The sequence below is a fragment of the Ruegeria arenilitoris genome (assembly GCF_013035315.1).
Lineage (GTDB): Bacteria > Pseudomonadota > Alphaproteobacteria > Rhodobacterales > Rhodobacteraceae > Ruegeria > Ruegeria arenilitoris_D.
The window spans coordinates 167,341-189,104 of the sequence record NZ_WQHP01000001.1 but is presented as its reverse complement, the minus strand read 5'-3'; the positions used below and the strand labels follow the sequence as shown (position 1 = coordinate 189,104).

Annotated in this window: 22 protein-coding genes and 1 tRNA gene; 8 read left to right on the top strand and 15 right to left on the bottom strand. The window is 57.6% G+C overall.

Features of this window, described 5'->3' with window-relative positions:
• Nucleotides 1–167: 167 nt before the first annotated feature.
• Nucleotides 168–1,661: a BCCT family transporter gene (locus GOV53_RS00930; RefSeq protein WP_367648742.1), complete on the top strand. Its 1,494-nt coding sequence runs from the start codon at nucleotides 168–170 to the stop codon at nucleotides 1,659–1,661.
• Between the two features lie 523 nt (nucleotides 1,662–2,184).
• Here GOV53_RS00930 and GOV53_RS00925 read toward each other — a convergent pair.
• From GOV53_RS00925 to GOV53_RS00895, 7 genes are all read right to left on the bottom strand, one after another.
• The gene (locus tag GOV53_RS00925) at nucleotides 2,185–2,940 is read right to left on the bottom strand and encodes an ABC transporter ATP-binding protein (protein WP_170463551.1); all 756 of its coding nucleotides are present in this window, start codon (nucleotides 2,938–2,940) and stop codon (nucleotides 2,185–2,187) included.
• A gap of 9 nt (nucleotides 2,941–2,949) precedes the next feature.
• Entirely contained in the window at nucleotides 2,950–3,705 is a 756-nt protein-coding gene (locus tag GOV53_RS00920) for an ABC transporter ATP-binding protein (protein WP_170429389.1), read from the bottom strand.
• Between the two features lie 10 nt (nucleotides 3,706–3,715).
• Nucleotides 3,716–4,921: a branched-chain amino acid ABC transporter permease gene (locus tag GOV53_RS00915; RefSeq protein WP_170429385.1), complete on the bottom strand. Its 1,206-nt coding sequence runs from the start codon at nucleotides 4,919–4,921 to the stop codon at nucleotides 3,716–3,718.
• 3 nt (nucleotides 4,922–4,924) lie between these two features.
• Nucleotides 4,925–5,956: a branched-chain amino acid ABC transporter permease gene (locus tag GOV53_RS00910; RefSeq protein ID WP_170429382.1), complete on the bottom strand. Its 1,032-nt coding sequence runs from the start codon at nucleotides 5,954–5,956 to the stop codon at nucleotides 4,925–4,927.
• 107 nt (nucleotides 5,957–6,063) lie between these two features.
• Nucleotides 6,064–7,410: a substrate-binding protein gene (locus GOV53_RS00905; RefSeq protein ID WP_170463549.1), complete on the bottom strand. Its 1,347-nt coding sequence runs from the start codon at nucleotides 7,408–7,410 to the stop codon at nucleotides 6,064–6,066.
• 1,228 nt (nucleotides 7,411–8,638) lie between these two features.
• Nucleotides 8,639–9,373 carry a hypothetical protein gene (locus GOV53_RS00900; protein ID WP_170463547.1) on the bottom strand — a complete coding sequence of 245 codons (735 nt, stop codon included), beginning with the start codon at nucleotides 9,371–9,373 and terminating at the stop codon, nucleotides 8,639–8,641.
• A gap of 206 nt (nucleotides 9,374–9,579) precedes the next feature.
• Nucleotides 9,580–9,665, bottom strand: a tRNA-Leu gene (locus tag GOV53_RS00895).
• A gap of 146 nt (nucleotides 9,666–9,811) precedes the next feature.
• Between GOV53_RS00895 and GOV53_RS00890 the strand changes: the two genes are divergently transcribed.
• Both GOV53_RS00890 and GOV53_RS00885 read left to right on the top strand, forming a co-directional pair.
• Nucleotides 9,812–10,390 carry a YqaA family protein gene (locus tag GOV53_RS00890; RefSeq protein ID WP_170463545.1) on the top strand — a complete coding sequence of 193 codons (579 nt, stop codon included), beginning with the start codon at nucleotides 9,812–9,814 and terminating at the stop codon, nucleotides 10,388–10,390.
• Nucleotides 10,387–10,851, top strand: coding sequence for a disulfide bond formation protein B (locus GOV53_RS00885; protein ID WP_170463543.1), 465 nt, complete (start codon nucleotides 10,387–10,389; stop codon nucleotides 10,849–10,851). The genes GOV53_RS00890 and GOV53_RS00885 overlap by 4 nt, the downstream gene beginning before the upstream one ends.
• Before the next feature lie 3 nt (nucleotides 10,852–10,854).
• Here GOV53_RS00885 and GOV53_RS00880 read toward each other — a convergent pair whose 3' ends face one another.
• Nucleotides 10,855–11,442: an HNH endonuclease gene (locus tag GOV53_RS00880; protein ID WP_170424606.1), complete on the bottom strand. Its 588-nt coding sequence runs from the start codon at nucleotides 11,440–11,442 to the stop codon at nucleotides 10,855–10,857.
• Nucleotides 11,443–11,654: 212 nt separating this feature from the next.
• On the opposite strand from GOV53_RS00880, the gene GOV53_RS00875 reads away from it, so the two are divergent.
• Together GOV53_RS00875 and GOV53_RS00870 are read left to right on the top strand one after the other, a co-directional pair.
• Nucleotides 11,655–12,260, top strand: a complete 606-nt coding sequence (locus GOV53_RS00875; RefSeq protein WP_170463541.1) for a pseudouridine synthase — start codon at nucleotides 11,655–11,657, stop codon at nucleotides 12,258–12,260.
• Between the two features lie 31 nt (nucleotides 12,261–12,291).
• Nucleotides 12,292–12,717: a VOC family protein gene (locus tag GOV53_RS00870; protein ID WP_170463539.1), complete on the top strand. Its 426-nt coding sequence runs from the start codon at nucleotides 12,292–12,294 to the stop codon at nucleotides 12,715–12,717.
• Between the two features lie 4 nt (nucleotides 12,718–12,721).
• On the opposite strand, the gene GOV53_RS00865 is transcribed toward GOV53_RS00870, so the two are convergent.
• From GOV53_RS00865 to GOV53_RS00850, 4 genes are read right to left on the bottom strand one after another with little or no spacing between them, the layout of a single operon-like run.
• Nucleotides 12,722–13,024 carry a putative quinol monooxygenase gene (locus tag GOV53_RS00865; RefSeq protein WP_170463537.1) on the bottom strand — a complete coding sequence of 101 codons (303 nt, stop codon included), beginning with the start codon at nucleotides 13,022–13,024 and terminating at the stop codon, nucleotides 12,722–12,724.
• Nucleotides 13,018–13,521 (bottom strand): GNAT family N-acetyltransferase, encoded by a 504-nt coding sequence (locus GOV53_RS00860; RefSeq protein WP_170463535.1) that lies wholly within the window; start codon nucleotides 13,519–13,521, stop codon nucleotides 13,018–13,020. Before GOV53_RS00860 ends, GOV53_RS00865 begins: the two co-directional genes overlap by 7 nt.
• Nucleotides 13,522–13,523: 2 nt before the next feature.
• A complete protein-coding gene (locus GOV53_RS00855) occupies nucleotides 13,524–14,189 on the bottom strand; it encodes an alpha/beta hydrolase (protein ID WP_170463533.1) in 666 nt (221 codons plus the stop codon).
• A complete protein-coding gene (locus tag GOV53_RS00850) occupies nucleotides 14,186–14,818 on the bottom strand; it encodes a DNA-3-methyladenine glycosylase family protein (RefSeq protein ID WP_170463531.1) in 633 nt (210 codons plus the stop codon). Before GOV53_RS00850 ends, GOV53_RS00855 begins: the two co-directional genes overlap by 4 nt.
• Nucleotides 14,819–14,917: 99 nt before the next feature.
• On the opposite strand from GOV53_RS00850, the gene GOV53_RS00845 reads away from it, so the two are divergent.
• Nucleotides 14,918–16,135: an MFS transporter gene (locus GOV53_RS00845; protein WP_170463529.1), complete on the top strand. Its 1,218-nt coding sequence runs from the start codon at nucleotides 14,918–14,920 to the stop codon at nucleotides 16,133–16,135.
• Nucleotides 16,136–16,140: 5 nt separating this feature from the next.
• Here the strand turns inward: GOV53_RS00845 and GOV53_RS00840 are convergent, their stop codons facing one another.
• The 3 genes from GOV53_RS00840 to cysS are packed head-to-tail and all read right to left on the bottom strand — an operon-like array spanning nucleotide 16,141 to nucleotide 19,951.
• Entirely contained in the window at nucleotides 16,141–16,923 is a 783-nt protein-coding gene (locus tag GOV53_RS00840) for a squalene/phytoene synthase family protein (protein WP_170463527.1), read from the bottom strand.
• Nucleotides 16,920–18,554, bottom strand: coding sequence for a citramalate synthase (gene cimA, locus GOV53_RS00835; RefSeq protein WP_170463525.1), 1,635 nt, complete (start codon nucleotides 18,552–18,554; stop codon nucleotides 16,920–16,922). The genes GOV53_RS00840 and cimA overlap by 4 nt, the downstream gene beginning before the upstream one ends.
• Complete coding sequence (gene cysS, locus GOV53_RS00830; protein ID WP_170463523.1) at nucleotides 18,554–19,951, bottom strand: cysteine--tRNA ligase; 1,398 nt, start codon at nucleotides 19,949–19,951, stop codon at nucleotides 18,554–18,556. Before cysS ends, cimA begins: the two co-directional genes overlap by 1 nt.
• Nucleotides 19,952–20,168: 217 nt before the next feature.
• On the opposite strand from cysS, the gene GOV53_RS00825 reads away from it, so the two are divergent.
• Nucleotides 20,169–20,513: an MmcQ/YjbR family DNA-binding protein gene (locus GOV53_RS00825; protein WP_170464518.1), complete on the top strand. Its 345-nt coding sequence runs from the start codon at nucleotides 20,169–20,171 to the stop codon at nucleotides 20,511–20,513.
• 57 nt (nucleotides 20,514–20,570) lie between these two features.
• Entirely contained in the window at nucleotides 20,571–21,758 is a 1,188-nt protein-coding gene (locus tag GOV53_RS00820; RefSeq protein WP_170463521.1) for a pyridoxal phosphate-dependent aminotransferase, read from the top strand.
• The last annotated feature ends 6 nt before the right edge of the window (nucleotides 21,759–21,764 follow it).

Here is a 21,764-nt window from a genome sequence, read left to right as displayed (position 1 = left end):
TTCCCCCTTTAAACACGGGTTTTGGCACCAATCGGTGCGACAGGCTTGGACCGAGCCGGTTCACGTTTGCTAACCACTCATAAACACTTTGAAACTTTAAAAGTCACAATCTAGGCTCAGAGCTACGACCAAGTGCTTCCAAGGACCGAACGAAAGGGCGCTGGACCGTGGACGGAAAATCTCCCAGCCCGATGCTTGTAATCGCATTGGCGATTAGCGCGGCCATTGCGGCCTGGGGTATCGCCGACCCACAGGGGCTGGGTCGAATTGCGGCCGCGGCCGTGGCGACGCAGTTCGACAGCCGTGGCTGGTTCATCATGCTTGAGGTCAGCGCGCTGTTGTTTGTGTCCCTGTACCTTGCCCTGTCGCGGTTCGGAGACATTCGCCTTGGCCCCGACAACGCAGAGCCCGAGTTTTCGACCCCTGCATGGATCGCGATGCTGTTTGCCGCCGGAATGGGCGTCGGGCTGCTGTTTTACGGGGCGGCGGAACCTCTGACCCATTACGAAGTTCTTCGCCAATACAGCCCAGACGCCAGGGCGGCCAGCCAGGCCCTGTTTGTGACCTATCTGAACTGGGGCTTCCACGCTTGGGCCATCTACGGAATTGTCGGTCTGGTCATCGCCTATTTCGCCTATCGCCGTGGCCGCACCCTATTGCTAAGCGCCCCGGTTCTGGACGCATTGGTCGAGGCCCGCTGGACCAAAGCAATGGGCTGGCTGTTCGACCTGCTGTCAATCGTGGCCATAGCCGTCGGGCTGGCAGGGTCTTTGGCAATGGGCGTCTTTCAGATCCAGACCGGGCTGGCAGGATTGATCGGCGTCGACTCCCCTGGCGTTCTGACCCTGCCTGTCTTCGTTTTGCTGTGCATCGCGTTCATCATCCCCCTACGACGCGACCTGAGCGACGGAATGGCACGACTCTCGAACGCTGCGATGCTGATCGCCGTTGGGATGATGGTCTATCTTCTGGTCCTTGGCCCAACGTCCTACCTGATGGACGGAATCGTCACCGGATTTGGACGTTACCTGTTCGGCGTCCTGCCTGCAGGGTTTTCGACCGCCGAGTTTTTTGACGACATTCTGGTCGGCTGGTTTCAGGGCTGGACGCTGAACTACATGATCTGGTGGCTGGCCTGGTCACCCTTTGTCGGCATCTTCATCGCCCGGATTTCACGCGGGCGCACGATCCGCGAATTCCTGATCGGAGTCGTCGTCACGCCTACCCTGTTTTCCATCCTGTGGTTCGGCGTGTTCGGAGGCCTGGGCTTTTTCGATGCGCTGCGGCAGGACGGAGCATTGTCCGCCGTAAACGTTGAGAACCTGGACGCCACAACGTTTGCCCTGCTTGAACGATTTCCGCTGGATCCGATAACGCGAACCGCAACGATTGTGGCGGCATTCCTGTTCGTGGTCACCAGCGTCGTCAGCGCAGGCTTCACCCTAGCGATGATAGGCGCTGATGGGGACGACAACCCTTCGCCCAAGCTCAGAACGATCTGGGGCATCATCCTTGGGGCATTGGGCTTGGCGATGATTCTGGTCGGTGACATATCATTGGTCAGGTCTATCATCGCCCTGTCAGCGATCGCCTTCGTCTTTATTGTGCCAATCCTGGTGATCTGCTTGTTCAAATGCCTGATGCGCGAGGACAAATCATGAGCGGCCAACTAATTGATACCGCCCTCAACCTCAGCGTTTTCGCCTATATCGGATTTTTGGTCTGGCTTGCATTACGACTAGATCCGTAATCTCGTACAAAACTGATACTGCCGATCATACTCGTCGATGGATGGGATGTGTCGCCCAAAGAAGGAACATAGGAAAAGTACAAATCGACTCGTATAGAATAATAGCTTCACGCCAGATCCTTAAATTTGTTGTTATTTTTTGCTCCTACCCTGCAGATAGTTTCAACTCCTGCCGCCGACCCAAAACCTTGTTTCGTCCTGGAGCGAACATACATCGAAACGTGGCGAATGTCCGCTCTGTGGGCAACGCGAACACAGGTGTTATGAAAATTTGTGAGATTTTTCAGGTCCTCGGCTGCCGGATATGAATACTCGAACTTGGGTTCCAATAGGCCCGTTCCGCGCAAAACAGTAAACTTACATTTAAGTCAAAAAAGAGTCTCGGGCACGTTGCGAACCTTCCCATCTGGTCTGATTTAAATGGAATATGTCGATTAGATCGCCAGATACTCCTCACGAAGATTGGTGTCTTCAAGCACCTCTTTCGCCGTGCCGTCGAATACGATTGTTCCGGTATCCAGAATGATCGCCCTGTCCGCCAATTCCAAAGCGCGTACCGCGTTCTGTTCAACGATGATCGTGGTCATACCCTGTTGTTTGACGTGAATGAGGGTTTTTTCTATCTCATCGACAATGACTGGGGCCAAGCCCTCATATGGTTCATCCAAGAGTAAGACTTTGATATCTCTGGCGAGAGCTCTGGCGATTGATAGCATTTGCTGCTCGCCACCAGATAGCGTGATCCCTTCCTGATTCCTGCGCTCTCCAAGACGAGGAAACAGTTCATAAAGCCGTTCGAGTGACCACCCGATTGGAGGAGCAATTTGTGCAAGTTGCAGATTTTCCTCAACGGTCAGGCCTGGAATAATACGTCTATCCTCCGGCACCAGACCGAGGCCGGCGGCTGCTGCTTCGTAGCTTGTCATGTTGTGCAATGGCTTGTGGTCCAGCCAGATTTCGCCATGTTTTACTTCAGGTTCACCCACTCTCGCGATCGAACGAAGGGTTGAAGTTTTACCCGCACCGTTGCGCCCGAGAAGGGCGAGAATTTCGCCTTCATGCACATTGAAGCTGATACCTTGCACAATATAGCTTTCGCCATAGTACGAGTGCATGTCCCAAACCGAAAGAAATGCTGGAGCAGTGCTGGCCAGATTGGCGTTTTTCGAAAAGTCAGGTTTCTCGTTCATAGCTTTTCCTTACGCAGCCTCGCCCAAATAGGCTTCGCGGACTTTTGGGTTTCCGCGAATGTTTTCCGGAGTGTCTTCAACCAAGGGTGTGCCCTGTGCCAAAACAGTGATCCGTTCGGCAAGGCTGAAGACCACATGCATGTCATGCTCGATGATTGCGATGGTGATGTCGCGCTCATCTTTGATCTGTTTCAGCAGGTCGATCGTGTTGTTAGTATCGGCACGCGCCATACCCGCTGTGGGCTCATCCAACAACAACAGGCGCGGATTTTGGCTTAAGCACATGCCAATCTCCAGACGCCTTTTGTCCCCGCGAGACAATGAGGCTGCGTGCATCTCGCGCTTGTCGGCCATGTTCATTTCTTCCAGCATCGCTTCGGCCTGTTCTACGATTTGGCGTTCGTTTGCGATGGTCTCATAGGCATGCATTCTGAATGCCCCGTCCCGCATTGCGAAAATCGGGATGAGCATATTCTCCATGACTGTCAGTTCGCCGAAAATCTCTGGGGTTTGGAAAACGCGGCTAATACCCATCTGGTTGATTTGGTAAGGTTCAAGCCCCAACACCGAGGCATTGTCGAATAAGACGGACCCGGTGTCTGGCATGAGCTTACCCACCAGACAATTCAGCAAGGTCGATTTGCCTGCACCATTGGGACCAATAATTGCGTGAACCGAGTTTTCTTCAACGTTGAGGTTTACATCCGTCAACGCTTTGAGGCCACCGAAGCGTTTGCTTATGTCTTTGACTCTGAGAATTGCCATGGTTCGCCCCTTACTCCGCCGGTTCCGTTTTTCCCGATGTCGCGTCATCGGCGCCTGATTTCTTTCGTTTGATTCGGTTCAGCAAACGTTGGCCGCCTTCGACCAAGCCACCCGGCAGGTAGATAACGACAAGCATGAACATGATACCCAGCGTTAGGTGCCAGCCTTTTCCGATGAAGGGATGGATCAGGAACACGACCGCGTCCTCCAGCCCGTCGGGTAGGAATGCAAACCAACTATGCAAAACGTTGTCGTTGATTTTCGAGAAGATGTTCTCGAAATACTTGATGAAACCAGCGCCCAGAACCGGACCGATCAAAGTGCCGGTGCCACCCAGGATGGTCATCAGAACAACCTCACCCGAAGCGGTCCACTGCATACGCTCTGCTCCTGCCAGCGGGTCCATCGCAGCCATCAGGCCGCCGGCCAGACCGGCATACATGCCCGAGATCACAAAGGCCGCCAACGTATAAGGCTTGGAGTTCAGGCCTGTATAGTTCATCCGCTGCTGGTTCGACTTTACCGCGCGCAGCATCATGCCAAAGGGCGAGCGGAAGATGCGGATTGCCAGATAAAACACGGCCATCATGATCACCGCGCACAGGTAGTAGCCCGCATTAAAATCGAAGCTCCACGCGCCGACATCCATCGTGTAAGTCGCGCGCATGGGCAACCCAAACAGGTGCGGCAGGTCTGGTGAGTTCGCTCCCTGCAAGATTTGGGGATCGTCCGCATAGACCTGCAGGCCGGTTTCCCCGTTGGTCAGGTTAAACTTTGGGTTGGACAGCACTGAATAAGCCAGCGCGAAACTCATCTGCGCGAAGGCCAGCGTCAGGATCGAGAAATAGATGCCCGACCGACGCAGGCTGACAAACCCAATCAGCAAGGAGAACAGTCCAGCGACAACCACACTCAGCGCGATGGCTGGAATGACGTTGTAGCTGAGCAGTTTGAACATCCACACTGCGGAATAAGAACCCACGCCCAGAAAGGCCGCGTGGCCAAAGGACAGGTATCCAGTCAGGCCGAACAGGATATTGAACCCGATGGCAAAGATGCCAAAGATCACGAAACGCTGCATCAGATCCGGATAACCCGCGTTGAACTGCGCCATTGCGCTACCCTCGGGGAACGGGTTCAGGATGAAGGGGGCCAGCAAAGTCAAAAGCGCGACGATGATCAGCAGGCTGGTGTCTTTTTTGTTCAGTCCCAACATTGATTATTCCTCCATCACGCCTTTGCGCCCCATCAGCCCGCGCGGGCGCGTTAGCAGCACGATGATGGCGACAAGGTAGATGATGATCTGGTTGATGCCCGGAATCGTTGTCGTAGCCCAAGTGGTCGAAGCAAAGCTTTCAAGAATACCCAGAAGGAACCCGGCTAAAACGGCACCGGGCAGCGAACCCATGCCGCCGACGACAACGACAACAAAACTCAGCACAAGGAAATCCATCCCCATGTGGTAATTGGGCGGATTGAGCGGCCCGTACATTACACCGGCCAAACCTGCCACCGCTGCAGCGATGCCAAACATGATAGTGAAACGGCGATCGATGTTGATGCCCAGCAATCCTACTGTTTCGCGGTCCGCCATCCCCGCCCGCACGACCATTCCAAAGGTGGTGAATTGCAGGAACGAGAACACAGCCCCGATTATAGCTACGGCAAACCCAAAATAGACCAATCGCCAGATCGGGTAGATAATCGCGTTCGGATCAAAACCTACCATGGTGCCAAGGTCGATCGATCCGCTCAGCGCATCGGGCGGCGGCGTCTGGATCGGGTTCGCGCCAAAGAAGTATTTGACGATTTCCTGCAGAACGATCGCCAAGCCAAATGTCACAAGGATTTGGTCCGCGTGCGGGCGCTTGTAGAAATGCTTGATCAGCCCACGCTCCATCACATATCCGACCAGCAACATGATCGGGATTGCGAACAAAATGGCTAGCGGGACAGACCAATCGATGATTGTTGCGCCAACTTCGGGCCCGAACCAAGCTTCGATGTAAGGTGTTTCCACCTTCAACGGATTTCCAAGAAAGTCGGTCTGGGATTCATCAACTGTTTCGAAACTCAGGTTCATGAGTTTCTGCAACGTTACGGCGCAAAATGCACCGATCATGAACAACGCCCCATGGGCAAAATTCACGACGCCCAGGGTTCCGAAAATTAGCGTCAGCCCCAGGGCAATGAGGGCATAGGCCGAACCTTTGTCCAGACCGTTCAGAATTTGCAATAGGATGGCGTCCATTGGCCCCACCTCAGGTCTATTTAGCTTGTTTTTTTGAATCGCGGCAGGAACAACCCTGCCGCGAGGGTCTAGCCGCCTACTCGGCAGCTAGACTCAGGCACAAACCCTTACGCGCCTGGGTTGCACTCACCAAGGCTACCGCCAGCAAACATTGGATGCTCCGGATCATATTCCACTTGCGCGCGCGGAGTGATCTCGACGATTTCCAATGTGTCATAAGCGTTGGTCGGGTTCTCGTTGCCCCGCACGACCAGCACGTCCTTAAAGCACTGGTGGTCGGCTCCGCGATACCATGTCGGACCGTTGCCCAGCCCGTCGAACTCGAAGTCTTCCAACGCTTCAACGACGCCGCAGGGGTTAAAGGTACCCGCACGCTCGACCGCATCAGCGTAAAGCAGAACCTGCGCATAGCATGTCTGAGCCGAGTTTGACGGTGGTTTACCGTACTTCTCACCAAAGGATTTAACGAAAGCCTTGGTGCCCTCGTCCTGCAGCTGCCAATTCCAGTTCATCGAACCCAGAACGCCCTTGATGTTTTCGCCAGCACCAGCTGCCATTAGCTCGGAGTACAGCGGCACGACGATCTTGAAGTCCTTGCCGTTGGCCACTTTGTCGAGCAGGCCGAACTGGATCGCGTTGGTCAGCGAGTTCACCATGTTGCCGCCATAGTGGTTCAGAACCAGCACGTCCGCGCCCGAGTTCAAAACCGGAGCGATGTAGGACGAGAAGTCAGTCGAAGCCAGCGGTGTCTTGACCGTGTTGACCGTTTCCCATCCCAAGGCTTCGGTCGAGGCGACGATCGACTCTTCCTGAGTCCAGCCCCAGTTGTAGTCGGCAGTCAGGTGATACGCGCGACGTTCCTTGCCCATCTCAGCCGCCAGCACTGGCGCCAGCGCAGCACCCGACATGTAAGCATTGAAGAAATGGCGGAACCCGTTTGCTTTCTTGTCCTTACCGGTGGTGTCGTTGGCGTGGGTCAGACCCGCCATGAAGATCACGCCGGCTTCCTGGCACAGGCCCTGAACCGCAACCGCCACGCCCGAGGACGAACCGCCGTTGATCATGATCGCACCGTCTTTTTCGATCATCGACTTGGCCGAGGCCCGCGCTGCGTCCGATTTGGTCTGGGTGTCGCCGGTAACGAACTCGACCTTCTTGCCGAGGATCCCGTTACCTTTCAACGCCTTCGACGTGAAGGTGTTCAAACAACCGCCATCTCCCTCGCCGTTGAGATGCTCGACCGCTAGCTGTTGCGCTAGTAGCTCATCATTGCCTTCTTCGGCATACGGGCCAGTCTGCGGAACGTTGAAACCTAGAGTGACAGACCCTCCGGTTGGTTCGTTGGTAAAAGCAGCAGCCGACGAAGCCGTAAAGATCGTAGGCAGGGCCAGACCGGTACCTGCAACGGCACCAGACTTCAACACGCCGCGGCGTGTGACAGATTTATTGGTCATTAATTCCTCCCATTTCCCTTTCTTTCGTCGTTTGGCTCCTCTTCCAGCAGACGAAAGCGCACTTATGTGCAAATTAATAATGGAAAGCGGGGTGAAAATTTCACAACAAATTACTGGATTTGAAATAAATTTTTGTAATTTTTTTCACCATTGGCGAGCGTATTTGTAAACTTCTGACCGCTCCACCAAGATTATCCGTGGTATTTCTGATATCTAGTTGAAAATGTCTTCTGCTATTCTTTTTAGAAGAATTGCCGCTCGTTTTAATTGGCAGAAGTTGAGGTCAAATCGAGAGTTCAAAGCAAAAATTGCCGCTCCAAAATGATACAAGACCTTCTTAGACGCTCGGTGCCTGCAGAGCGCATTTTTCCCATTGGGCGCATGCTTCGCGGAGCTTAAAGTCTGATGTATCAGTGGCCGGGGGTATCCGGCACTCGTAATCCGACATGGTTCATCCCCTCAAAATGAAGTTCTAAACCGCGCATACCGTTGAAGAAGATCAGACGCAGCGCAGCCTCTGGGTCACCCATTTCTCTGGTAGCTAGCAGGAAGGCGCGCAGGTCCTTGGTGCCGAGGTATCACGTGCACTTGGCCGTATCCACCTCTGGCAGCATTGCCGAGGTGGTGGCGAAACCCTAGGACAACAGACCAGCGTTGCGCGCCTGTTTTAGGACGCCTGAGTTAGCCGAACGCAGCTTGCGGGCCTGTTGGGGTGTCTTGGCCTGAGTGTGCACAATTGGCGCTCTGGTGGTCAATGTCCAGTTCGTCGAGGGTGATCCGCTCGGGACCCGGCAACAGGTGTTGACGCGACAGCCGGTCATTGGCCTGCAATGAGCGCAGATTGCCTGCTCGCCCACGTCGTATAGTGATCAACCAGTTGTTCGAGGGTGGTGTCTGCTTTGGTGTCGGGCGTCTCACCTTTGTTGCGCTTGGCACGAAGGGTGGCCCACTTGTCGCGGGCATCGGCCACGGACACCGGGAGAATAATGCCCGCGGGTCAATTCGCGTTGCTTGCCATCTACCTCGGTGCGGTACGTCCACCACTTGAGGCCGGTCTTGCTAGATTTCATGATATGGGGCCCGGTCGCACCGGGTTAGCCAGGCGCGCGCCGCACCCTAGCCGGCCATAGTGCAATTGGCTGAGTTCCTTCGTTGCGTCGCCCTCGGCGATTTCCAGAGCGCGCACAAGGGTGTTACACAGTTCCTTGCGCGGATCTGGCGCAATGGCCTATTTTATCAGGCTTGAAACTTGGTCCCAGATTTCCGATGCAGAGTTCGACATGACCGTTTCCTTAAGCAGTACGGTCGTGTTTCGCCCGGACAGCGGCCGTAACGCCGCTGGGCCGTTACCCAAAATATAGTGATTCACAGCCCGCTCACGAGAGCGAGTCACGGATGAGTGACGGTTGTAGGCTGCGGCGACAATTTTCACTTCACGCTGACACGACTTGAGAGCGAGAGGCTGTCCGTTGGCTTCCTTAAGGCCTAGCAGATGGTCCATGAAGCAGTGGGCCGTCTGGCGGTCGATGCTCTCAATCTCCAAGTCTTCTAAAGGCTTCCCTAAAACTTCGCTCAACCGACCGAAGGTGCGGTCAATTCGAAACATCGCCTTCCGATCATCGGACAGCCCTTTGTCCTTAGCGTAGGTGTCGCGCATTTCGGCCAGTGTCGGCTTAGGGGCTTCCCGATTAGGGCTCAGGACAGCAGCTACAACTTCCGGGGGCTCCCCACATGTAGCCAGACCGTGCCCCATCACACCACGGTACCAGCTATCGTCAGGGTTTGGACCCGGAACAACTGCCGCGTAGTGCTCGGCAAGCCGCTGGGCGTCGATGAACTTTTGAGTTGCTGACCGTGTGTCATAGTCGGGGTGACGGGCGAGAGTTTCAGCCACCAACTTGCGGAAGGTGAAATTCAACATCTCGTATTCGCGATGGAATGCCGCACCTTCACGGTTGCCCATGTGCTTCTAAAACCAACCAGTACCCAAGATTTCAGCAAGCGACTTGGGCAAGCGACGACGATAACGCCACTGGTTGCCGTTGATTTGGTCTACGTACTTGACTCTGAAAACTGCGGCCATTTGTGTGCTGTCTGTTACCCGCAACACGCTTGAAAACACTGAAAGGACTTATTTTATTGGCTCGAAGACTCAGTCCTAACCATTTGTGGTGCCCAAGGAGAGACTCGAACTCTCACGCCCGTGAAGGCGGGGGATTTTGAATCCCCTGCGTCTACCATTCCGCCACTTGGGCCACGAACACTGGATTAGCGTCCAAGTTCAGGAAGGTCCAGAGGCAAAAAACAACCGATATTCAGTTTGTTTTCCCTCCGTCCTGTTGACGCCCCTTCGGTCGCGTGGTTTGGCTGGCTCAACACGAGACTGGGATTTTAGCACCTGATGTTGCGATCGCTCTATGACTGGACCATTCGTCTGGCCGAACACCCGCACGCCCTTTGGGCTTTGGCCGTCGTGGCATTCATCGAAAGCTCGTTCTTTCCGATCCCCCCAGATGTTCTGATGATCCCCATGATCATTGCACGCCCCTCGCGCGCGTGGTTGATTGCATCGGTTGCACTGGTCGCTTCGGTTCTGGGTGGACTGCTGGGATATGCCATCGGTGCATTCTTCTATGAGAGCATTGGCCAGCCCATCCTTGAATCCATGGGCAAAGCGGAAGCCATGGAACAGTTCAACACCAAGTTCAACGATTTCGGCTTTTGGGCCGTGCTGGGCGCTGGGGTCACGCCTTTCCCGTACAAGGTTATCACGATCATGTCCGGCTGGACGGGTATGCCCTTGGGCACGTTCATCGCCACTTCGATTCTGGCACGCGCGCTTCGGTTCTTTATCGTCGCAGGCTTGCTTTGGGGCTTTGGTGAACCCATTCGCGTCTTCATAGAAAAGCGTCTGGGTCTTATGTTCACCCTGTTTGTCATCCTGCTGTTTGGCGGTTTCTTGGCGGTGACGTACCTATGACCCGAAAAAGGCTTCTGATCCTGATCGCCGCCGGTGGCTCGGCTGCACTATTGCTGGGGGCGTGGGGCTTCCAGCATCTGGGCGGCATGACCCCGTGCAAAATGTGCATCTGGCAACGCTATCCACACGGCGCGGCAGTCGTGATAGGCGTGCTGGCTTTTGCCTTCCCTGGGATTCGCCCCCTGCCCCTTTTGGGCGCAATGGCAGCCATGGTCACAGCCGGGATTGGCGTGTTCCACGCTGGGGTCGAGCAGAAATGGTGGGAAGGCCCCAGCAGTTGCACCTCGGGCGACATCGGTGGTCTTTCGACACAAGAACTGATGGATCAGATTATGTCCGCGCCGCTGGTCCGCTGCGACGAAATCCCGTGGGAGATGTTCGGCCTGTCCATGGCCGGGTGGAACGCCCTTATCTCGGCCGGTCTGGTTCTGGTCTGGCTGGCCGCATTCCGCGCCAAGTAAAGATCAAAGCTCGTCCAGTTCCGCATCCCAGTACAGAAAGTCGATCCAGCTGTCGTGCAGGTGGTTCGGCGGGAACTTGCGGCCGATATTCCGCAACGCCTCGGCATCGGGCTGACGCGGAGGCTTGCGCAGGGTCATCCCTGCCTGGCGCAGCGATTTGGAACCTTTCTTGAGGTTGCAGGGGCTGCAAGCCGCAACCACATTCTGCCAACTGGTCACGCCACCCGCCGCACGGGGAACCACGTGGTCAAAGGTCAGATCTCCACGGCTTCCGCAGTACTGACAGCGGAATTCGTCCCTCAGAAATAAATTAAAGCGCGTGAAGGCCACGCGCTTTCTGGGTTTTACATAGTCTTTGAGAACAACGACCGACGGTATTCGGATCTCGGTACTCGGGCTTCGGACGACCTCGTCGTACTCGGCCACAATGTCCACCCTATCCAACCAAGCCGCCTTGATCGCCTCTTGCCAGGGCCACAGGGACAGTGGGTAATAAGACAAGGGGCGATAATCGGCGTTCAAAACCAATGCCGGATGATGCTTTAGCGCACCGGGTTCCCTGACAAATTCGGTCCTGAAGTCTCCATCCATGTCAGAATCGCTCCTCGCTCTGCTCTGCCCGTTTTTGACATCAGAGCGGGGAACACCCGCCCCGGCCTTAAGATAACTATATATCGTGTTAAAACTCTGACAAGCCCTGAGTTTCCACAATATGTCGCAGACTAGGTAAGCCGAATCCGTAACAGGCACGTGACAGTTATCCACAGGTTGCACCAGTGTGGCCCGCGGGCTATGGCGAGGTCATGAGCTGGTTCATTCGATTCAACAAACCCTTCGACGTGCTGCCGCAGTTCACCGACCGTGCAAACGCGGATTCGCCGCGCAGCACGCTGTCGGATTTCATTGACCTGCCCGGTGTGTATCCCGCCGGGCGGCTGGATCGCGACAGCGAAGGGCTGATGCTGTTGACCGACAACGGCAAGCTTCAGGCACAGATCTCTGACCCCAAGCACAAGATGGCGAAAACCTATTGGGTGCAGGTCGAAGGCCTGCCCAACGCAGCCTCACTCAAGGCATTGCGCGACGGGGTCGAGCTGAAGGATGGGCTGACGCGTCCAGCCAAGGCCCGCGTGATCGACGAACCAGAGGGGCTGTGGCCGCGTAACCCTCCGATCCGAGTACGGCAGACGGTGCCTGATTGTTGGATTGAGCTTACGCTGCGCGAAGGCCGCAATCGGCAGGTTCGGCGCATGACTGCGGCTGTCGGCCATCCAACCCTGCGTCTGATCCGAGCGCGGATCGGCGATTGGACACTGGACGGGCTGGAACCCGGCCAATGGGACAGCTTGCCCGCACCCGCACTCAATTCCGCGCCGCAACGCAAACGGGATCGCCGCCCGCGCAGGTGACGAAAACGCCGGATTGTGATAGGGTTAAGGCATGAAGGTCACCCGGACCATACCGCCGCCCGAGGGCATTCTGGAAGCCGCGCTTTATGTAGATGATCTGGACGCGGCCGAGAAGTTCTATGGGGACATCCTCGCCCTTGAGCGAATCCAGCGCTTCGCAAACCGGCATGTGTTTTATCGGGTTGGAGCTGCGGTGTTGTTGCTCTTCAATGCAGACGAAACCGAACAGCCGCCGGGGAACCCGGACCTGCCGGTTCCGCCGCATGGCGCGCGCGGACCGGGACACGTGTGCATGACCCTGTCGAGAGATCAGATCGAAGAGATGCGCAAACACCTGCTTGAATGGAACGTACCTGTCGAGGCCGAATTCGATTGGCCAAATGGCGCACGATCATTGTATATACGCGACCCCTCCGGAAACTCGGTCGAGTTCGCCGAAGGTCACTTGTGGGATTGACGTCCTATCGTAGCGGCAGCTTCTCACCGCCCACAACACGGTAAATCTCGGCTAAGGTGACGCCGACTTCACCCAGAACAGCCTGAAACTCGGCCATATGTGGTGCAGTGAAATGCGCCTCAAGCGCGGTCTGGTCCTGCCACTCTTCATACACGCGGAACCGGTTTGAGTGTCCGAGAATCTGGCTGAACTCATAGATCAGGCAACCAGGCTCTTTCACAGTTTCCGCGACCATGCGCTGCGCCGCTGCCACGGCTTTTTCTACGCCATCCGGCGAGACTTCGACTGTTCCTGTGACAATCAGCATGACCTGCCCTTTTTCAACTCGAACCGTTTGGAAATTCTGTCGACGGGTGCCCCGTCGCGCAATGCGACCCCATAAGCGACTGAGTAATCGCGAAACCCCATCTTGTCATAATAGCTCAGCCCCATCCGATTATCGGCCCGAATGGTGGCATTGATCGCAGAAAACCCAAGGGCAGCGGCACGGGTCGCGGTTTCTGCAAACAACGCACGCCCTGCCCCCTTCAATAGCGGCGCACGACGGGTGAACGTAGCAATATCGGCACAATCGTCAGGCAGGTCGTCATGGGTGCCAAGCCATTGAAAACCGGCCACCTCGCCCTGATCGTCCAGGGCGAGGTGGCAACAAATCTTGTCTGCTCCGTTCAGATAGGCCTGAGCAAACAGCGCCTCAGAGAACGGCGTTTCAAACGCGGTTGTACCGCCGATCGCTATGATATCGTTGAGGATCTGGCAGGCGACTGCCACATCCTCTGGCATCATGGGGCGGACCGCGATCATCGTTACAGGCTCAGCTTGTCGCGCATGAAGGCGAGTGCGACGCTCAGGCCGTCCGGAGCAATACCATGGCCGGTGCCTTTCATGACATGGGCATAGACTTCCTGAAACTTGGCGGCCTGCAAGGCTTCTGCCGCTTCGGGCAGTGACTGCGGCGGCACCACGTCGTCCATATCGCCATGCACCAGCAGAACCGGCATGCGGCTTACGGTTTCGTCTGGCAGCAGGTCAGGTTCCAACAGACGGCCCGAGAAGGCGACGATCCCCGCAATCGGGTCTTCGCGGCGCGGGGCGACATGCAGGCTCATCATTGTACCCTGGCTGAAACCGAACAGAACGACCTGTTCGGGCAGCACATCCTCATCGACCATCAGCGCATCAAGGAATGCGTTGAAATCCTCGACCGCCATTTCCATTCCACGGCGCGCCTCTTCCTCGGACGATCCATCGATCCATGGGATCGGGAACCACTGAAACCCGTTCGGCATTCCGGGGATCTGCTCGGGCGCGTCCGGCGCGACAAACAGCGTGTCCGGCAAATGCTCGCCCAGCGGATCGGCCAGCCCCAGCAAATCGGCACCATTGGCCCCATAGCCGTGCACGAACACCACGACCGAGCGTGTGTCGCCCGAAACCGGCTCTTTTCTGAGCGCATTCAATACCCGTGTCATCTGATCCCTTCTCGTTCTTTTGCAACCCGGTAATAGGCCCACAGCACCCGCGCCGCAACCGACCGCCAGGGTGACCAGTCTTCGGCCATTTGGCGCAGTTGTTTGTCGGTCGGCCGTTCCGGCAGGTCATAGAGGATGCGCGCGGCCTCTTGCAGGGCCAAATCGCCGGGCGCGATCACGTCCGCACGTCCCAGCGAGAACATCGCGTAAATCTCAGCCGTCCAGACGCCAATACCCGGCACCTCGGTCAGGATGGCAACAACATCTTCATTAGAAGCGACGCGCAACGCCTTGTAATCAATGCGCGCTTCGGCCAAAGCGCGGGCATAACGGATTTTCTGCCGGCTCAGCCCGACTGCGCGCAAATCGTCGTCAGTCGCCCACATGATTTTGCGCGGGCCGGTCAGCTTGGCCTCTTGCAACCTTTTCCAGATCGCGTTAGCCGACGCCACACTCACCTGCTGACTGACAATCGCACTGAGGAGTTGGGCAAACCCATCCGGGCGGCGGCGCAGTGGTAAAGGCCCGGTCTGATCCATCGCATACGCCATGCTCGGACAGGTTTCGGCCAGCCATGCCGCCCCTTCCGCAACGCAGTCGGGTGTTTCGATGATCCGTCCAACGGACATGTGCCCTCCGGGGCCAGAATACGTACCGGCACGTTAGGCCGCTTTGCCGCAGATGCAACCCGCTTGTGCACAATCGTTTTCGCCGATACGCATGTCCCCATGACAATGATCACCGCCACACCGGACGACCGCCAGGCCAAACGAAACGTCACTGTTCTGGTGGCCGCCCAAGCCGTGCTTGGTGCGCAGATGCCGATGATCTTCATCGTTGGAGGGCTAGCCGGTCAGTCCTTGGCCACCAATGCCTGTCTTGCGACGCTGCCCATCTCGCTGATCGTTCTGGGATCAATGCTGGCGGCAACGCCGATTTCAGCCATTATGCAGCGTTGGGGCCGCCGGGCCGGGTTTCTGGTCGGGGCCACCGCCGGCGCATGCGGAGGCCTGGTTGGCGCCTACGGCCTGTTCCTGGGGTCATTCCCGGTGTTTCTGCTGGGCAGTCTGTTGACCGGCATCTACATGAGCGCGCACGGGTTCTATCGTTTTGCCGCCGCCGATACAGCGTCAGACGCGTTCCGGCCAAAGGCGATTTCCTATGTCATGGCAGGCGGACTGGCGGCAGCCATTATCGGTCCTCAGATCGTCAAGATGACCTCGACCGCGTATGTGATCCCATTCCTGGGCACTTATCTCGCCGTCATCGCCGTGAACGTCATCGGTTCGGTCCTGTTCTTCTTTCTTGATATTCCCACGCCACCCAAGCCAGCGGCCGATGCACCCAAAGGCCGGTCGCGTCTTGAGATGCTGAAAACTCCGCGCATCGCTGTCGCCATCATCTGCGCGATGGTATCCTATGCCCTGATGAATCTGGTTATGACCTCGACCCCTCTGGCGGTTGTCGGTTGCGGTTTCAGCGCCAATGACGCTGCTGATGTGGTCACCAGCCACGTTCTGGCCATGTACATCCCCAGCTTTTTCACCGGACAGCTGATCGCACGTTTCGGCGTGGAGAAAATCGTGGCCCTAGGGCTAGCCATACTAGCTGCCGCAGGGGTCGTCGCCTTGCAAGGTGTCGAATTGGGCAACTTCTTTGTCGCGCTGATCCTTCTGGGGATCGGGTGGAACTTTGGCTTTATCGGAGCAACCACGATGCTGGCCGACAGCCATGACGTGAGCGAGCGGGGTCGGATGCAGGGCTTGAATGACCTGTTGGTATTCGGCGGCGTAACCTTCGCGTCGCTGGCTTCGGGCGGGTTGATGAACTGCTCGGGTGGCTCGCCGGTCGATGGCTGGACTGCGGTGAACATCGCTATGGTGCCGCTGCTAACCCTTGCAGGTGGCGCGTTGCTGTGGCTGACGATGCGCCCCCGCACAGCTTAACCCGATCACCAGCGCCCCGTCACAACCTGAGCCATCAAAGACAGCCTGCGGCGCATCTCGCCACAGCCAAGCGCCCCAGCCGCCACTCGGTCCGGGCGCGCCACGGCCTGTTTCAGGATCACTCCGGCCTGCCACCCCGCATGCAACGCCGGACTTGCCTGGGGCGAGACCGCAATGCGGTTCGACCGGGCCCGGTTCAACCGATCCAAGGCGTTTTGGGCCAGCTGCCGCACGCCCTCGGGCGTACCATCCAGCAACGGAATACGCCCGCGCGCCTCAAGGTCTGGGATTGCACGCAGCCAATTGGCGACACCAACCCCATAACCAAAATCACGCAGGACATCTTCGTCTGCCGTTCCCAAAGCCTGCGCTGAAACCACCATCAGTGTCCCTGCGCTGTGGTTGATATAGGCGTCAAAGTGATCCTGATCTTCGAACGGGTCGCGGTAGATGTCCCAACGCCTTACGGCCACATATTCATCCATCATCGCCGCAAGATGCGGTGACAAAATGCGCGACAACGGAGTCACCACCTCGTGCCGTCGGACGGTCGGCCCCTCGGCAATCTCTTGCAGCGCGTCGCGCCACCATTGCAGGCGCATTTCAGCGATCATCGGCTCTTGCGTGACCCAAGGTGCGCGCGCAACTTCGATATTGAGCGCATAGATGGGAAACAGAACCAACCGCGCCGAAACCGGTGCTGCCATCGCCGCCATAAACCGGTCGGGATCGGACCGGTGCAACAGCGCGGCACAGGCCTTTACTTCGTGATCAAACGGACCGCTCACTCGGCCACCACGGCCTGAGGGCCGCAATCGCGCACCAGTTTCCAGTGGATTGCGTCCAGAAGCGCCTCGAACGAGGCGTCGACTATGTTCGCGCTGACGCCCACGGTCGACCAGCGCCGCCCCTGTCCGTCCTCGCTGTCGATGATGACACGGGTCACAGCCTCGGTACCGCCTTGCGTAATGCGCACCTTGAAGTCCACAAGGTGCATGTCGTCCAGTATCCGGGAATATTGCCCCAGATCCTTGGCCAGCGCCTTGGCCAGCGCGTTCACCGGACCCCGGTCACTGCCATCACCATCCAGCGACTCGCTGACCGACAGCTTTTTCTCGCCATCGACCTTCACCACGACGACCGCCTCGGACAGGCTGACCATCTTGTTGTACTTGTTCTTGCGCCGCTCAACCGTGACCTTGTAACGCTTCACCTCAAAAAACTCGGGCAGTTGCCCCAACTCATCCCGCGCCAGCAGTTCAAAACTGGCCTGAGCGGTGTCGTAGGAATACCCATCCGCCTCACGCAGCTTGATCCGCTCGAGGATGCGGCCCAAAGCGGGATCACCGGCCTCGACAACCAATCCGGCCTCGGTCAACCGTTTACGCAGGTTCGATTGCCCCGCCTGATTCGACATCGGAATGACCCGTGCGTTGCCGACCGATGCCGGGTCCACGTGTTCATAAGTCGTCGGGTCCTTGAGGATCGCACTGGCATGCAGCCCGGCCTTATGCGCAAAGGCCGACGCGCCGACATAGGCCGACTGTTTGCTGGGCACCCTATTCAGGATGTCATCCAGCATCCGGCTGACACGTGTGAGGCTCGCCAGAGCCTGTGCGTTGACGCCGATGTCATAGGTCGAGGCATAGGGTTCTTTCAGAACCAGCGTCGGGATCAAAGCGGTCAGGTTCGCGTTTCCACAACGCTCTCCCAACCCATTCAATGTCCCCTGAATCTGTCGTGCGCCCGCGTCGACCGCCGCCAGCGAACAAGCCACCGCGTTTTCGGTGTCGTTATGGGTGTGGATACCCAGCCGATCCCCCAGCAAACCCGCCGCGATCACCTCGGACACGATCCGCGACACCTCAGCGGGCAGCGCGCCGCCATTGGTGTCACACAGCACGACCCAGCGGGCACCAGCCTCCAATGCGGCGCGGCAAACGTCCAGCGCATAGTCCGGATTGTCTTTGTAGCCGTCAAAGAAATGCTCGGCATCAAACAGCGCCTCGCGCCCCTGCGCCACGATATGCGCGACCGAGGCCCGCACGTTCTCGACATTCTCTTCCAACGAGATCCCAAGCGCGTGAGTCACGTGATAATCATGCGATTTTCCGACAAGACAAACCGCCTGCGTGCCCGCATTCATAACGGCGGCCAGCACGTCGTCATTCTCGGCCGAGCGACCGGACCGTTTGGTCATCCCAAAGGCCGTCAGGCTGGCCGAAGTCTTTGGTGCCGCATCGAAGAACGCACTGTCCGTCGGGTTTGCCCCGGGCCAGCCACCTTCGATGTAGTCGACACCCAACTCATCCAGAGCCTGCGCAATCTGCACTTTCTCGGCCGTCGAAAACTGCACCCCCTGCGTCTGCTGCCCGTCGCGCAGAGTGGTGTCGTAGAGATATAGGCGGGTCTTGGTCATCACACGCCCTCCAACTTGGCCGCATCGAACCCGGTGCCAGGCACCAGCTCGACGCCGTCCTTGCTCATGCGAACTTCCAGACCAGCCGCGAGATAGGCAGCCTTCAACCGATCAACTTCCGAGAAGTCCTTGCTCTGCATTGCGACCGCGCGGGCATCGGCCAGACGATCCGCATGGGACGAAAGGTCAACGGAATCCGTGTCCGCCCAAGCGCCCATTTCCTCGGACAAAAGACCAAGAACATTCGCGCTCGCCAACAACCCTGCTGCATCGCCCTCTGCCGCCAGCCGGTGCAGCTCGGTCAAGGCCCCTGCCGTGTTCAGGTCATCCGCCAGAGCTGCAATAACCGCAGGGGCCGCGCTGGCAGAGGGCTCGATGCCCGCTGTCAGCGCCCGCCACTTGCGCAGCGTCGCCTCTGCCTCGTGGGCCTTTTTCTCGGTCCAGTCCATCGGCTTGCGGTAATGGGTTTGCAAAAAGACTAATCGGATCACCTCGCCCGGCACACCCTGTTCCAGCAGGTCATGCACGGTAAAGAAATTGCCCAGCGATTTGGACATTTTCTTGCCCTCGACCTGCAGCATCTCATTGTGCAGCCAGTACCGCGCGAACTCCCCTTCGGGATGCGCGCAGCAGCTCTGGGCGATCTCGTTTTCATGGTGCGGGAACATCAGGTCGTTGCCACCGCCATGGATGTCAAAGCTGGCGCCCAGCAACTCATAGCTCATGGCCGAGCATTCGATGTGCCAGCCCGGACGACCCCGGCCCCAAGGGCTGTCCCACCCCGGCAACTCGTCGGTCGACGGTTTCCAAAGTACGAAATCCATCGGGTTCTTCTTGTATGGCGCAACCTCGACCCGAGCCCCGGCGATCATGTCATCGACCGAACGACCAGACAAAGCGCCATACTTGGCTTTCCAACTGTCCACAGCGAACAGAACATGCCCCTCGGCTGCATAGGCGTGGCCTTTGGCAATCAAGTCCTCGATCATCGCGATCATCTGGTCGATATACTGCGTCGCGCGCGGCATCTCGTTGGGCTCCAGCGCGCCCAAAGCGCCCATGTCATGCAGGTACCAGCCGATCGTCTCGTCCGAGCGTTCCTGTACCAGCTGCTCCAACGTGCCTGCCGCACCTGCTTTCTGTCGCGCCAGAGCAGTCGCGTTGATCTTGTCATCCACGTCGGTGAAGTTGCGAACATAGGTCACGTGGTCCACGCCGTAGACATGTCGCAGCAACCGATAGAGCACATCGAACACGACAACGGGACGCGCATTACCGAGGTGGGCGCGGTCATAAACCGTCGGCCCACAGACATACATCCGCACGTTTTCAGGATCGATCGGAACGAAATCCTCTTTCGTCCGCGTCCGGGTGTTGTGCAGTTTGATCGTCGTCATCGGTCAGCTCCTAAGAACGGCAAAGCTTTTCGCGTTGGCGCGGGCTTAGCAACTTGTCTCAGAGATGAAAACGAAAGAAACCGGCCCGCTTGATAAATCAGCAGGAAATGCAGCAGATAATGATGCAGGTCATACGGTTCATGACGTCTCGCATAGCACGGAGGGCCGATTGAGCCAAGGCTTGAGTTTCAATGCCACACGGCGCACCCTAGCGCCCATGAGCCGAGAGTTGGTCAATTCGATCTGCCGCACCTTTCCGGGCGCCGACCTGTCGGATCCTTGGGGTGGCGGTCATGATGCCTGGAAGGTCGGAGGCAAGATGTTTGCCTGCATCGGCACGGCAAACGATGGCGTGTCGGTCAAAACCGCGGATATAGAGACCGCCCAGATGCTGATCGATGCAGGTGTTGGCGTCAAAGCCCCCTATTTTCACCGCAGCTGGATTCGCCTGCCCTTTGATTGTGACGAGGGTGAGATGCGCCATCGGCTGACCGCGTCGTATGATTTGGTGCGGGCCTCGTTGACCAAAAAACTACAAGCCACGTTGCCGCCCCGAGACTGATTGACTTTTCCCAACGGCTCTGGCCCTGTCGCCCGAAAGACAACAGCGGAGCGGGCCATGAAACTGTCGCAGCGTATTACTCAACTGACCGGGGGCGGCAGCGATGGGTGGGATGTATTCTACCGCGCGCGCCGTATGATCAGCGAAGGGCATCCAGTCACCGAGTTGACGATTGGCGAGCACGACATTCGCACGGATCAATCCATACTCGACGCGATGGATCTGTCGGCACGGCAAGGCAATACGGGCTACGCTATTGTTCCGGGCAACGATCTTCTGCGCGACACCGTGGCGGCGCGCGTTCAGGCCCGGACCGGAGTTCCCACCAGCCGCAACAATGTGCTGATAACACCGGGAGGTCAGTCTGCCCTGTTCGCCGCGCATGTGGCTGTCTGCGAACCGGGCGACGTTGGCCTGTACCTTGATCCTTACTACGCCACCTACCCCGGCACGATTCGCGGTGCGGGCGCAACTGCACGGGCGATTCAGACCTCGGCCGAGGACGCGTTTCAACCCCGGGCCGAAGAAATCGACGCAGCGGCGGACGGTGCCGTGTCTCTGTTGATCAACACACCGAACAACCCCACTGGCGTGGTCTATTCCCTTCAAACTCTGGAAGGAATCGCCGAGGTCTGCCGCAAGCGGGACCTCTGGCTGATCTCGGATGAGGTCTATGACACGCAGGTCTGGGACGGAGAACATATCTCACCGCGCACGCTGCCCGAAATGGCTGATCGCACGCTTGTCGTTGGTTCGATGTCCAAGTCGCACGCCATGACCGGATCGCGCTGTGGTTGGGTCGTTGGACCGGAAGAGGTGATTGCACATCTGATCAACCTCGCGACGCATACCACGTATGGGGTGCCCGGATTTATCCAGGACGCCGCCAGCTTTGCCCTGAACGCTGGTACTGATTTCGAAGAAGAGATCGCGGCCCCCTTCCGCCGACGTCGCGCGTTGGCGGTCGAGATTCTCTCTGCGCAAAACACGATCGGTTTGGTGCCTGCTCAGGGCGCGATGTACCTGATGCTGGACATCCGTGCGACCGGGCTCAGCGGTGAAGCCTTTGCCAACGCGCTGCTGGACACGCACGAGATTGCGGTGATGCCGGGCGAGAGCTTTGGCAAAGCCGCCGCAGGCCATATCCGTGTTGCGATGACGATCGAGGATGAACGCTTTGCCACGGCGCTGAAAACTATTTGCGATTTCGCGACAGGTTTGGCCGAAAGCGCAGCCGCCGAGTAATAGCGT